The sequence below is a fragment of the Aurantibacillus circumpalustris genome (assembly GCF_029625215.1).
Classification (GTDB): domain Bacteria; phylum Bacteroidota; class Bacteroidia; order B-17B0; family Aurantibacillaceae; genus Aurantibacillus; species Aurantibacillus circumpalustris.
On sequence record NZ_CP121197.1, the window covers coordinates 3,896,322 to 3,910,011 of the forward strand.

At 32.4% G+C, this 13,690-nt stretch carries 16 protein-coding genes; 1 reads left to right on the forward strand and 15 read right to left on the reverse strand.

Translation table 11 applies throughout. From position 1 onward, the window contains the following. Window position 1 precedes the first annotated feature (1 nt). From P2086_RS16180 to P2086_RS16195, 4 genes are read right to left on the reverse strand one after another with little or no spacing between them, the layout of a single operon-like run. On the reverse strand, window positions 2-628 hold the full coding sequence (locus P2086_RS16180; protein ID WP_317897796.1) for a hypothetical protein: 627 nt from the start codon (window positions 626-628) through the stop codon (window positions 2-4). Beyond that, a complete protein-coding gene (locus tag P2086_RS16185; protein ID WP_317897797.1) occupies window positions 609-1,133 on the reverse strand; it encodes an OmpH/Skp family outer membrane protein in 525 nt (174 codons plus the stop codon). The genes P2086_RS16180 and P2086_RS16185 overlap by 20 nt, the downstream gene beginning before the upstream one ends. A gap of 1 nt (window position 1,134) precedes the next feature. Then, a complete protein-coding gene (locus P2086_RS16190) occupies window positions 1,135-3,363 on the reverse strand; it encodes an autotransporter outer membrane beta-barrel domain-containing protein (protein ID WP_317897798.1) in 2,229 nt (742 codons plus the stop codon). A gap of 5 nt (window positions 3,364-3,368) precedes the next feature. After that, window positions 3,369-3,836 (reverse strand): hypothetical protein, encoded by a 468-nt coding sequence (locus P2086_RS16195; protein ID WP_317897799.1) that lies wholly within the window; start codon window positions 3,834-3,836, stop codon window positions 3,369-3,371. Window positions 3,837-4,660: 824 nt separating this feature from the next. Here P2086_RS16195 and P2086_RS16200 point away from each other — a divergent pair. After that, complete coding sequence (locus P2086_RS16200; protein WP_317897800.1) at window positions 4,661-5,317, forward strand: response regulator; 657 nt, start codon at window positions 4,661-4,663, stop codon at window positions 5,315-5,317. A gap of 115 nt (window positions 5,318-5,432) precedes the next feature. Here P2086_RS16200 and P2086_RS16205 read toward each other — a convergent pair whose 3' ends face one another. The 11 genes from P2086_RS16205 to P2086_RS16255 form a co-directional block, all read right to left on the reverse strand. Then, complete coding sequence (locus P2086_RS16205) at window positions 5,433-5,930, reverse strand: hypothetical protein (RefSeq protein ID WP_317897801.1); 498 nt, start codon at window positions 5,928-5,930, stop codon at window positions 5,433-5,435. Then, window positions 5,930-6,358, reverse strand: coding sequence for a prepilin-type N-terminal cleavage/methylation domain-containing protein (locus P2086_RS16210; RefSeq protein WP_317897802.1), 429 nt, complete (start codon window positions 6,356-6,358; stop codon window positions 5,930-5,932). Before P2086_RS16210 ends, P2086_RS16205 begins: the two co-directional genes overlap by 1 nt. A 36-nt stretch (window positions 6,359-6,394) precedes the next feature. Continuing rightward, the gene (locus P2086_RS16215) at window positions 6,395-7,555 is read right to left on the reverse strand and encodes a type II secretion system F family protein (protein ID WP_317897803.1); all 1,161 of its coding nucleotides are present in this window, start codon (window positions 7,553-7,555) and stop codon (window positions 6,395-6,397) included. Continuing rightward, a complete protein-coding gene (locus tag P2086_RS16220) occupies window positions 7,546-8,064 on the reverse strand; it encodes a prepilin-type N-terminal cleavage/methylation domain-containing protein (RefSeq protein ID WP_317897804.1) in 519 nt (172 codons plus the stop codon). The genes P2086_RS16215 and P2086_RS16220 overlap by 10 nt, the downstream gene beginning before the upstream one ends. Then, complete coding sequence (locus P2086_RS16225; RefSeq protein ID WP_317897805.1) at window positions 8,065-8,427, reverse strand: type IV pilus modification PilV family protein; 363 nt, start codon at window positions 8,425-8,427, stop codon at window positions 8,065-8,067. Window positions 8,428-8,429: 2 nt separating this feature from the next. Beyond that, window positions 8,430-9,764 carry a hypothetical protein gene (locus P2086_RS16230; RefSeq protein WP_317897806.1) on the reverse strand — a complete coding sequence of 445 codons (1,335 nt, stop codon included), beginning with the start codon at window positions 9,762-9,764 and terminating at the stop codon, window positions 8,430-8,432. A 9-nt stretch (window positions 9,765-9,773) separates the two neighbouring features. Further along, on the reverse strand, window positions 9,774-10,415 hold the full coding sequence (locus P2086_RS16235; protein WP_317897807.1) for a toxin-antitoxin system YwqK family antitoxin: 642 nt from the start codon (window positions 10,413-10,415) through the stop codon (window positions 9,774-9,776). Window positions 10,416-10,746: 331 nt separating this feature from the next. Next, window positions 10,747-11,373, reverse strand: a complete 627-nt coding sequence (locus P2086_RS16240; protein ID WP_317897808.1) for a P-loop NTPase family protein — start codon at window positions 11,371-11,373, stop codon at window positions 10,747-10,749. Between the two features lie 15 nt (window positions 11,374-11,388). Continuing rightward, a complete protein-coding gene (locus P2086_RS16245; RefSeq protein WP_317897809.1) occupies window positions 11,389-12,348 on the reverse strand; it encodes a transcriptional regulator in 960 nt (319 codons plus the stop codon). Continuing rightward, a complete protein-coding gene (locus P2086_RS16250; RefSeq protein WP_317897810.1) occupies window positions 12,345-12,629 on the reverse strand; it encodes a helix-turn-helix domain-containing protein in 285 nt (94 codons plus the stop codon). The genes P2086_RS16245 and P2086_RS16250 overlap by 4 nt, the downstream gene beginning before the upstream one ends. Before the next feature lie 167 nt (window positions 12,630-12,796). After that, window positions 12,797-13,660, reverse strand: a complete 864-nt coding sequence (locus tag P2086_RS16255; RefSeq protein WP_317897811.1) for an RteC domain-containing protein — start codon at window positions 13,658-13,660, stop codon at window positions 12,797-12,799. Window positions 13,661-13,690: the final 30 nt, after the last annotated feature.

Consider the following 13,690-nt stretch of genomic DNA (forward strand, 5'->3'; position numbering starts at 1 on the left):
CTTAAATTTTAAGAGTCGGCAAATTGTTAAATATTTTAGAATTGTAGTGGAACTTTATCCTGCCGCTATTAAATATGTTGTCATCAAAGATGATTGTGCAATCATCCATGTCAGACTTATTATTATAAAAAGTTGCGCTGATTCTTATTATCGGAGCGACTGAATTTGCCGCTTCTAAATGGACAAAACCGCAAGGAACAATCTCTCCATTTGAAAGTTGCAATGCAAAGTCTTTTTGAAGCTCATTATTAGAATAGGATATTAGTTTGCTGTATAAATCAGTTTTAAAAATAGTTTCTTTAACCCGATGGTTTAAATGTGAATCATCCTCAATTAGAAAAACAACAGTTAACTGATTTTTGTGATAGTCCTTTTCAGTATCAAATTGCTCTTTGCTCGTGTATGTAGCCGCTGAACTGAGTAAAGTAATTAACGACGGTATTTGAAGTTTACATTTAAACTTTATGTCATCGATCGTTTTGGTTTGACTTAATCCACTCTCTTGTGAACTTAAAAACCTTACATATTCTCTAGGTGAGAGGTTATCTAAATTATGGTTGCACCCCGTCATAATATAGCAGAGAATAAAAAAAATATTTTTTCCTATTCTATTCATTGTTACCTTCATACTGTTGATTAATATATAATATTAGCGGATCCGTCACATTGCCCTCGACAGACGCATACATAATATTTCCTTGTCCAGTCGCGCCAAGAATATAACTGTAATTCATCATTTTTCCATAGCTTTCAACATATCTATTTATTTGTTTCCAAATTTTTTCGTTACATTTTTCAGACTGAGATTGGTTTTCTTTTTCAATCGAATTTTTTTTATATAAGTATTCTTGCTCCAATTTCTTAAGATTGTCAATGGTTTCCTTACTTGTTGCTTTTAACTCCCTCACTTTTTGGTTTTCAAAACTTAAATTTTTATAAAGAGAGTCTAGTATGTGCTTACGAGCTTTAACTGTTTTAGCTAATTCAGCATTGAGTTCAACTGATAAATGAAACTCTTCATAGACACGAGCCATATCAATGTATACAGTCTTTATGGAATTGTTTTTTAGCGACATTGCCAAAGCCGAAACTCCAAAGATTATGGATAGAATAATTATTACATTTTTTGCCATATTATTTTTTGAATCTTAAGTATAACTTTTCGGTTTTTTCATTTGTCACTTCTAAAGTATAATACCCAGTAGGTAAACTAGAAGCGTTTAATGTTAGTCTGTTATCTCCCGGGCTTATTACTTGAAGATTAACTAAATTATTATTGTTTGACGAAGCGACTACTGTATGAGTTTTATCATATACATAATAGCTAAGATTTGAGGCATCGTATTGAGCTTCATTTTTAAAAAATAACTGATCACTAAATAGTTTATAATATTCATTATTCAATTCCTTATCCAGTCTAGCAAAAGGCTCTCCAATAACCTCGACTGTATTGGAGGCTGCACAACCATATACATCCCGCATACTAACGGTATAAATTAAAGAGACTTGTGGACTCACGATAGGATCTTTAAAACTATTTGTAGTTGGAAAAACAAAAGAATAGTTAGGAGTCCACGTAAATTGAAACGGTGCAGTTCCAGAAGTTACTGTTGATGTTAATAACACATTATTACCAACTCCGAAATGCAATGGTGAAGTCGCAGAAATTGAAGCGGTACTGACATTTATACTGAAAACTACACTAAAATAACATTCTGTAATTCCGTTAAAATAAGTGCCCGATGCTGTAACATTGCCACCACTAATTAAACCGAAAATTGGCACGCTCATTCCAGTGCTAATTGGTATCCATCCGGCGGAAATTCCATACGACCAATATGGACCAGATAATATTGGCACAAAAGAATTAAGAGTTAGGGTAAGATTCTCGCCCGGACAAAAATCCGTTCTTGATCTGGGTCCTCTAGGGCCAACTTCATCAACGTTTGAAGAAGATGTAATATAACCGACACCTAAAACTAAGTCACATAAATGTTCAAAAAAAACATCATCACCAAGACTTGAATTTTCACCGATATCGTCAATTCTGGGATTAGATCCTGGAGGGGTTAAGTCTGCTAGCAACAAATAATTATTCAATTGACCTTCATTTTTGGAATTCCCATTGACGAAAATTCTAGCGTAATTAATTGTATCGGGAAGAGATTCTTCATTCAAAATATCTAGCGGTCCATTTATTACACCGGGTACTGAACTGTATTTATTTTCAAAGTCTCCAGTAACTATAACACTCGCCTTTCCTAAATTAATTACACCATAATTGCCTAGGTTACCATTTAAAAAAACTATACTATTATTATTAAATACACCAACTGGTTCGTCTATTTGAAAGTCGCTGTAGAGGTTCATTTCCGAGTTGTTTGTTACTACCCCACTAGTGATTCTTAATATGCTGGCTTCGACATACATATCATTATTAAAAACCGAGTTTACATTGTTAATCACTCCATTAACCTGTAAAAAATTACTATTATTAAGTTCAGTGTCGATTCCGTATAAATTCACATCACCCTCGATATACATTATTGCAGAGCTCGAAATTGCATTATTATTTAATCTTACTGAGGCATTAAGTATTGTGCAATTAATACCATTGAATAACGATAACTCGCTATAATTGTTAATTGTAATTGTTCCACTCCCTTGAGCATCACCACTTATATTCACACTATCATTCACATTAACGACACCATAATTGTCCAGAGTTTTTAAACCATCATCTTTTAAAGTAAAAGTTCCATTAATATTGAAACTTGCCAATTCACTCACAAAAACACTTGCATTCGAATTAAAAATAACATTACCATTAACGTTTAACGAAGTAATAAAATCACTATTAGTCGTAGACGTTGCTGCTAAGCCAATATTAAACCTGCTACTGCCAGAAAAAATGTTGAAGTTTTGACAACTTGTTGATGAGCCTTTATGAATATTAACAATTAGACTATCACTTGAATTGTTATAGATACTTAAGCTATCATTAAAAATCATTTGGCTTCCCGTGTAATTATTTATTATAGTTTCACCAGAAACTTTAAAAACTATATCACCATTGCTTAATGCTGTTACTTTACCATAAATAGAATTTTCAAAAACACCGTATCTAATCTCCAATTTTGTTATGGTTCCGCTATTACAAATGGCACCTCCGTTAAGGGTTAAATTTCCAGTGTAGGTAAAATTCTCAGCTATGCACAGCTTTTGACCAGTTGTAACAGTATAACTTGAAACTGAATTGTCAGCTACGACTATTGAACAGTCTATGCATTGGGAGTAAACGATATCCAACCAGAACATCGCAATCGTAAACAATACAACTTCTATAAGTCTTTTACTAACCATAGGTTCTAATTTTTTGTATTTACTTGACCTCTTCCATGATCAATAATACTATTTGATCCGAGTAAACTTGAACAGTTAATTATTGTCTTATTATCAAGTACTCCAGAATTATTATTGATGTTACCGCTAGTATTTATGATCCCTTCATTAACCAAGGAGCCTCCAGTTATAGAAAGACTGCCATTGATATTAAAAACGGAGCCCGGACTGTTGATACATGAAGTCGAGCTTGATAAGTAGAAATTAGAATTTACTTTCATCATCTTATTATTAATAATAACACCGCTGTTAAACACAAAAGATTTCGGGATTAACTTTCCGTTGTTGCAAATAGTACCTCCATTTAAAACTATTGAACCTCTACATGTTCCAGTTTTATAAATACAAAGAGTTTCTCCGGTTGAAATTGTATATGTTGTAGTATCTGTAACATTCACTTTTATTACAAGTGTGTCATTTAATGCGGTGTTCATTGAGCAGAGGCTACATGTGAATTGTCCCTTAGCCAGAGAAGAGGTTACTAACGATAACAGAATTAATAATCTTTTGATGCAATTGAACTTCATTTGAATAATTTTCTTTTTCTTTGATGAAATTACAAATCAAATTCTGTACGAAACAAGATGCAAACTTAAAACCATGTGCATTCATACGCAAAACTATGTGCTCTCATAGTTGCTGACTATGTAATCACATAGTATTTGTTTTTAAAATCACTTGTTGTTAGTAAAAAAATTTGCCTCAGGCAAAAGAATCTCTGTTGCAATATGAAAATGAGTTTCGTTTAATGGATCTTATTAGTACAATTAAAACCAGCCTTAAAGTCTCAATAGCATCACAAACAAAAATGAGAAAACCAAATACTTTCAAAGGAAGAGGAATAGCGTGATTATATCTGATGTCCACGATATGCCAAATATTATCCACGAAAACTTTTGACAATGTAATACATAAATTGAGAGGAAGATTCTTATAACTTTAATTTGCAACCTAAGAGTAACATTTAATGGATTAAACGAAGTGTTATTTAATATTAAGGAAATAATTATTTGATTTTTAATTGCTCAGACGGTCTTACACTTGCCATAGAGGTCTAAAGTTATATATGAGTTGATGAGTTTTTTTACTAAAAACTAAATCTTTATTCGTCTATAAAAATCAGGGATTAATCTAATAAATCGAATTTTGTCTTAATTTTCTTGTCCGAATTGTAAAAAATAATTATTCTTGACAAAATTATTCTATGACTATTTTTACAATTTAACAAACATTGTCGTAGTACTTTAACCCATTTATTATGAACCCAAAAATTAGAATCATTGTAGCTGAAGCTAAGGAAGTGGTAAGAAAATCAATAGTTGCGCTGTTAAAAACAAAATCAGATTTCCAAGTTGATTCTGATGTTCGAGATGGGAAAGAACTTCTAGAAATTTTAAAAAAGAACCAAGTTGATATAGTTTTACTTGACGCTAATATTCCTTTAATGGATGCTAAAACTACAATGGGAATTATTCTTCGTCGCTTTCCCGAAACTAAAATAATTATCCTAAGCCAAGAATCCAACAATCAGCACCAAGCTGATTATCTTTTGCACGGAGCAAGTAGTTATTTAAGTAAAGATAGTTCAGTAGAAACATTGTTTGAGGCAATCTATAAGGTAAACCTATTTGGATTTTTCTTTAACGACTCTACATCCAAAGCTCTACTTGAAAGTCTCCTAAAAGGTAAACAGCGCTCTGAAAATGGCGGTAACGTAAACTTTAACGAACGCGAAACTGAGATAATTAAAAAAATATGTGATGGCAAAACGAATAAAGAAATTGCTGCGAATATGCATCTTTCCTCAAGTACAATTGATTTTTATAGGACTAAAATTTACGGCAAAGCAAAATGTAATTGTAGTACAAGTCTTTTAAAATTCGCTTTAAAGAGTGGTATTGTAGAGCTTTCTTAGGACGTTCAGTCAAACGCACTTTTACAATTTTTTCTTCCCTTTTTTTTATTCAGTATGCAGAAAACTCAGATTATTAAAGTATAATTCTACTTTCAATAAAGTTAATTTCGCTCAGTTAAGGGGCTTCAAAAATGATTCTGAACACATCTATTATTATATAAATAGAATAACAAATAACCAACATTGCCCCTAAGGCAATATTCTTACTTTGTTTTTGAAACACCAATTGAAAAATAAGCGTTACAACAAAAACAAAGGTGAAAAAGTAGATCATTGTTAGTGGAGACAAACAAGTACCAATAAGTACTACTAAAAAAACATCTCCCCAACCAATTTTACTGTCAAGTATTTTTTGAAACTTTTTTGTTTTAACAAAATAAAATAAATGTAAAATGAGATAAGAGAATAAAAGATATACAAAACAGAAAATTATATTTTCAAAAAGACCACCAAAAGAATGTGTTAGCGCATAGTGGCTAATAGATGCTATTCCAAAACAAACTATCCACCAGATATTAATTAAGCGTGTTTTAAAATCTTGGTACGCAATAACAAATGAACTAACGAAAACAAGAATTAAGCACAGCCAAATCATAAAGGCAATTATTGTCATTAATCTTTGATTACTTCTTTAATTTCCTCGTCCTGGTTAATCTGCCAAACATTTAGTTGGCCGTCCTGATCAAAATCTGTCACCGAGATTGCTTTTGCGGTGAAAGATTTATTATTAGCTTCTACAATCTCAATTTTATAGTTTGCCTTGCCGTCTTCGGTGATAAGTTTTGATTGCTCAAACCCTAAATCTTCTAAACTGTTGGAATATTTTGAATTGATATAGAAATAATTCTTTTCTAGGTTCAAAACATGTTTTAATTGCATTTGCGCTTCTAATGATTTCGTTCTTCCAATTAATGGCATCAACTTTGGCACCGCCATGGATAAAAGAATTCCAACAAGGGCGAGCACTAAAAGGAGTTCAATTAAAGTCATTCCCTTAACCTTGTAAGCTCTAATTTTTCTAATCTGACTAAATTGTTTCATGGTGTTTTGATATAAAATAATTAAATAAAATTCGTTTTAAAAAGTTCCGCTGCTCATTTCAAACATTGGTAAATACATGGCCACTAAAATAAACCCAACAAATAGTCCCAAAATCACAATAAAAATAGGTTCAATTAATTTCCCAATAACGGCTTGCTGATGCTCCATTTCAGAGGAGTATTGCTGGTAGAGTTTCTCAAAAATAATTTCCGGGGCATTTACTTCTTCACTAAGCTTAATTAACGCAATTAATTTTTTTGGAAAAATAGAATGTTTCGCAAGACTTTCATTTAATAATTTTCCTTCGCTTACTACTTCGTTTTTCACCATTTCAAGAGCATGTTCCATTGGATAATATTCAATCATGTTTCGAACAAGTTCCAAGGCTTCATTAATCATTACACGTGCACCAGACAATAACTTCATACTTTGACAAAAGCGAGCTAGATAAATCTTTTGAATAAGTTTATTTACTACCGGTATTTTTAAAAAGAACGCTGAGGTGTATTTCCTATACCATTCTTTCTTCTTTTGTGTTTTATGAAGAATTACAATTACTCCCACAAATACAAAAAGAGTATAAAAAATTGCCGAGCTCTTATTGCTAACTTTAATTAAAAATTGGGTTATTTCCGGTAACTCTCCGCCTGTCTGCGTAAAAATATCAATGAATATTGGCACTACAAACGAGAGCATAAAATAAACAATTAATATTGCCATACTAATCACCACAACAGGATAAGTCATAACACCTACTATCTGCCTTCTTAACTTAATACTCGACAAATAAAATATTCCTAATTCTTTCAACACATCAGCAAGTTTGCCAGTTTCCTCCCCTATTTTAATACTTTGGGCTTCATATTTACTAAATACTTTTTCGTGCTTAGATACCGCTTCAAAAATGCGCATGCCACTTATGATATCGTTTTTTATCTGTTCCAATAAAGCTTTATGTTTTTTATTGGGAATATCTTCTTCAATAATTTCAAAAGCTGTCTTAATATCAACACCCGTAGAAAGCAGCAAACCCAGTTCAGAATAAAATGCTTCTTTTTCTTTTGGACCGAATTTTTTTTCAAACAAAGTAATCTCTGTGTTCATAAAACTCGAAACACTAGAATCTTTAGCTAGTTTTTCAGAGCGTACTTTAGGAATTTGTTTTTCGGAATATTTTGCGAGATCAATTACTGCCATAACTTCTCCTCTTTATCTAACATTAACTTAATTGCAGAACTATGGTCTTTATAAAAACAAATAGTTAATTTTTGTTTTGTATACTCCCCTTCAAAACTAATTTTATTAACTAATCTGTTTACCCAGATTGGGTTTGTCATGTGCTCGAATTCTACTTTAATTTTTTGCGGTTCAATATGAAATGTGTCGCAGTGATTGTTTCTTTTTAGTAGTATTTTATGTTCTAATAATTGTAAACTTGAAATAGTACTATCACGGTGGAACAAAAAACAATTTTCTTTCTCTAGTTCAACAATACGCGCATTCAAAGATTCATAGTCCAGTCTTTCTTTTAGATCGGTGTATTCATTTAAAAATTTATTTTGTTTTTTATACTCACTGAATAATTTTTGAATATAGGTAAGTGTACCGTAAGATAAACTTATGGAAATTGAACTCAAGACCAAAACGACCAGCAGTTCAGCAATTGTGAATCCTTTTACCTTGTATTTGCTTTTCCTTTTAATCATTTAATAGTGTCCGGGATTATAGACTAGTGTTTCCAATTCGTATATCTTTTTTTTGAACGAGTCAAACACAATAATTCTTACTAAGGAACAATCTGGATAAGAACTGGTGCCAATAATCGTTTTCTTTGCGGTAAACTCTTCTGCTGTATAACTTTCTTCAAAAAAAGTATTTTTCTCTAATGTTTCATGCATAAATTGTTCTGCCAACTCCACTGCTTTAATTTTAAAAAACGGTAAGCTGCTTTTTTGAATGTTTAAATAAATTATAAAAGCCAAGCTTACGCAAAAACTTGTGATTGCAAACGCTATTAGCACCTCAACCATGCTGCTTCCCTTAACATATTTCGGCTTCTTAGCTTTCATTTCTAATTTATAGTTTCACAACATAGCAATTTTGCTCTTTCATTAAAAACAAGTGGAACTGTCAACATGGAAGAGTGTTTTTTAGGGTTTATCTCGCAACTGAGTAAATGATTTTCATAAACTGCAGACGGTGTTTTAAGTAATAATTTATTAGCGATAACTGTCGCGTTTACGAGACCTTCTAAATGAATGTAGTCTGACGAATATACAAATCCATTCACTTCGCTTTCTGCATGAAGTTTTACAAAGACTTTTTGATCATTTGCATTTCCTTTAATTTTTGAGACTGCTAAAACGCCTCCATAAAAACGACAATTTTTATTAAACTGTATGTACTTAATAGCGTTTGTTTCTCCTTCGGCTGCTAAAAGCACAAATGAAGAAGGGTAGTTAAACTCACAACCCTCTTCCATACTAATGCTATCAGAAGCAATCACGTGGATTTTCCCTTTAAAACCTTTTTTAAATCTTGCCTTTTTGCAAACGATTAAGATATTATTTAAATGTGCAGAACTATCAATTTCAATATTTTCAGCAACAAGTTTAATATTATTAACGAGTTCTACGCGACTTAAAAGTGCACTGGGATTTTGCCAAACAATAGTCTTATGATTAAAGGAATGAGAATACGTTTCAGGAAGGGTTTTGACACTGCTATCAAGATTAGAATTGAAATTTGATAATTGTTCTTTGAGACCACTATAAACGGAGGCAGTGAGGTGTGGAATTTGATAAGGTGATTGTTTTATATAACTTGAGTTTTGAGAAGAACTCACATAACTTTGTCCTTCTATGTATGCAGGTTTAATTCCTGCTTTGGGCAAATAACAATTTGATTTAAATACAATGTTTCCACTTAACCCAACAGGTCTACTATTATCCGAAATTAGTAAACCAGTGTCCGAACTCATGTAAGTGCCATAAATTCCCGCCTGTGATAAATACTGATGTCTGTTTTTAGTTTCCGCACTAATTAAAAGATACGCACCCCAGTTGAGTTTTTTTACGCGAATTGAATCATCATTTTCCTGATTTTTGATCCAGATATAGTTCTGTTCAGGGCTAAAGTAGGCCGACTGAGCAATTTGAAAAGCACTTTTTAAATTATAATACAATTGGGTTAGTTGCGTGTATGTTGTTACGTTTCTTTGGTTATACTGTGCAATAAGAATAAAAAATGTGAGAACCACTCCAATTATTATACTCACTAAAATGGAGACATAAAGTGCGCCGCCTTTAAGTTTTTTTCTAAAAAAAGGATTTATATTTTCGCGAAAAAAGAGAGATAATTTTTTTGCGACATTTTTTTCTGAATCTATTAGTTCTTGTTTTTCCATTATAACAATTTAAGATGTTATAATCTTGTTCTCTATTTCCGTTTCAGGTTTAGCAGCTTCTTTTTCTTTTCTAAAAAGACGTTTAAAGAATGGTTTCTTATCTTCCTTTGGTTTCTCTTCGATAACTTCCTTCTTTTTTTTCTTTTTAAAGAAATTCAATTTTAATTTAAACCTCTTTTTTGTTTTTACTTTAGTTTGAACTTCGTCTCCTTTTTTATATTTCTTTTTGTCGACGAACTTTCCATTAGGACCGTAGGTGTAAAACCATCCATTCAGTTTATCTTCCTTGAACTTTCCTTTGGCCATCAATTGGCCATAGTCGTTATACAGATAATACGAACCTTTCTTTACGCCTTTTTTCCAGTTAATTACTTCCTTTAATTTTCCATCAGCATACCAGTACTTCCATTCTTGATTGCGCAGACCATATTTAATTTGACCTTGCTCTTTGAGTTGGTTATTTAAGAAGAAGGATCGGTAGGTACCATGAATTAGTTTCCCATCATAGCCACCTTTGGTTTCAATTATTTTTTGTGCAGCGTACCACATATAGGTGCGGTCATTATTAACTGATATATCTTTTGCATGACTTAACATTTGTGTTTTGACTGTGTAATCGTCAAAATTAATAGTGATGTTGAACTGCTTCATTTTTGAAGGTTCAACACCAGATTGAGAAAAGTAACTACAACTAAGGCTTAAAAAAAGCGCAAAAAGGAGGAAACGGGAGTATGAAAATTGTGGGTTCATTTCATTCAAATATAACTTAAATAGATGTTTGTTGATAGCCTAAAAAATGCTTTGCTGCCAATAAAATCAGGTACTGTAACTTCAAAAAAAATTTCAACAAATCAATTTATTGATAATCAAAACTATAAAAGATAATCGTTTTACGAAGAGCTAGGTAAACACCTAGTGAAAACTATGTGAATGCATAGCGGAATCTTATTTCAAATTGAAAATGTATCTCTTGCTTTCTGAATTATTTTCTTTTATCAGGTGATTTCGGATCAAATGCAACCAAATTAAATTGTTCACGCATTCTTGACCTCACTCGATTACCATAACATTGTTCTATTTCACTTGCAGAGAGATTAGTGGTAACATGAGTTAATTGGTTCGTGATAATAAAAAACTCATACCTTGAATGTAAAATTTCAGCCATAACGTTACACTCATTGCCGTAGAATTTTAAACTGTTCTCCGATCCCAGATCATCAAAACAATACACTATGGATTCATTGCTATTGATGATACGATGACTATACTTCTGAATAATATCGTAACCCTCTTTTATGAATTCGAAGCTTATATCACGACAAGACTTAATTACAAAACGATTTTTTACTGGTTGATACAATTTCAATAAAGTCATTAGAGATGTTTTACCGCATCCAATTGGTCCGGCTAACAAAATACCTTTCTGAAGATTAATATCATGTTTAAATGCCATTTCTGAATCTTTTAGAAAGTAAATTAAAAGTTTATGGATGACTGGCAAATCTTCAACGTGTAAAGTAAAGTGCGATCCAAATTTATTTTTACCCTGCAATCCTAACCAAGCAATGGCATGGTTGTAGTCGATTGGTTTTTGCACATGTTCCGCCATACTCAACAGTTATTCCTAAAGCGGTTCATTGTAGTTTTTGTCTACCGAGTTTTTTGACAGTTTGGTCGAAGCACTTTTGTTTTCTTCAAACTTGTTTGAGTTGAGGATCCATTTGTGAGCAGAGGCTTGCCAATCAACCATCGGTATCTTTCTGCCTACCAGCCAACCGATGCTTTGATAGTGATTGTAAAACTTTTGAGCTTCAACGGCAGACCATCTGTTTTCTTCAAAGTAGGTTTTGATTTCTGGCAAAAGCGGCCGCTTGAATCCCTCTGTGGCAAAATCTGGTTCGATCCTGTATTTCCGTCCTTCGTCAAAGGTGATGGAGACTTTTTCTTTTTTGGCGGAACTTTTTTCTTTTTTTTGTTTCGCTCCATTTTCTTTTTGGACTGATTTCTTTTTTTTAAGTTTTTCATTTGAAATAAATTTTAAGTCGTTATTGATTTTTGAGAGTGTGTTTTCTTTTTTTGCGTTTACTCTCGTTTGCTGTTTAGTTTTGTTTATACTGTTTGTATTGTTTATAATGTTTGTATTGTTTATATATGATACCAGAGCTTGTTCAGAGCTAGTTCGATGCTTGTTCAGAGCTAGTTCAGTGCTTGTTTCGTTTTTAGTATGGTACCCGTTCAGAGCTAGTTCAGGACTAGTTTCAATTTTAGGCTGCTTATTGACCTTATTAACAGCTGGCTGAAAATTGAACAAGTAGACCAAACTTCCTTTAAAAGGATTGTAAGAAGGTTGGTAACTTAAATAACCGAAATCATTTAATTCACGCATGCATTTGTGATAGGTAGCTTTTGAATTAATTTTAGAAACCTTCATGGCTTCGTTTCTTGAAATGCTTATAGGGTTGCTAAACCTACAAGCGTTCCAAAATTGAAACAAGGAGACGTACAGGCTCACATGTGTTGGATTGAGCCTGTCGTCTTTGCTTACTTTATCAAAAAAACCGGAGAGATGTTTTATGTAGTTCATAAACCTCTACCGTTAGAGTTATCTACTTCGTTTTTATCCAGTACTTTTTGAATATCGGACATTGCGTAATAAATGATACTACCTACACGTGTGAATTTTAGTGTGCCATTAATACGTAAGTTTTGCAAGGTACCTGGAGAGATTCCTAAAAGTTCTCTGACTTCTGGGGACTTAAGCCATTTTTTTGTCTGTGTGTTTGGATTTACTAATAGTTTAATTTCTTTAATCAATTCCGCTCGGAAAAGTTGAAGATCTTCTTTTGTTACAATATCGATTGCCATAATTTGTTTTGATTAGGCAACAAATGTGTGGGAATGACAAGCTTAATATACAGTAGATGAACCCAAGTTCGAACTTGAATTTTTTAGGAGGCTTTAATACAAACTGAACTAAATTGTTTTGGTTTGAAGGTAACCCCGAGTACGGTATAACTGGGGTATTTTAAAATCTATTCCAGATCGCTATTGATTCGGTTATGGACTGAAATTTTTAAGGCATCTAAGAATTTAGTAGGATCTTTTTTGAGTTTGATTTCAGCCCATGTACGATAGAAGTCACCTAGATCGACATTACACAATTTTGAAAAGGCTTGAGCTATTTCTTTTAATTCGCTTTTACCGTTATTGAAACATTGGTACGAATGAAAAGCATAAACCAAAACTGTAAGAGATGCCTTAGTGTCTGTCCAGTTGAGGTTTGAAACTGCAATTAGTTTTGCACTCGTTTTTTCTTCACGGAGTTTTTCTAATTCGCTAATTATATAAATAGCCAATAAATCGTTAGTAAGAATTTGAGCCACATGGCTATCACGATTCGTCGAGAAATTTCTATCGTAATTAAAAAGGCCAGATGAATGAGCAAGATGAATATTAAGTTCACTTCTTACAAAATACTTGTCATCGAGTGCGGTGGAATCAATTCTATAATAGGTGTAAAATTCAATATTATCCTGATGTTGAAAATTGAGGTTACACAAAGCTTTTTCAAAGTATTCTATTTGACTACTTAGGGTGTTAAATATTCTCCTTCTTTCTAGGTCAAATAAATGTATAAAGTAATGTAGTTTAGACGTAAACTTAGGCTTAACTTTTTTAAAGAAATAGATCTCTTCCGCTTTGTTCTTAAATGATGAGTTGAGAATAAGATCTTTTAATTTTGATAGGGATTCTTCACAAGCGATTCTTGATAGATCGGCCAATGAAAGAATATTGTTGTTTTGACTGGAAATAGAAACTAAATTGGTTTCGAGTTCTTTAAAGAGTTTATCTGCACTGATAAATATCTGTGCGCTGATTGTTTTGGGAGAAAGCATAGGAGTTTCTGCAAGGAAGTATTTCTTCCT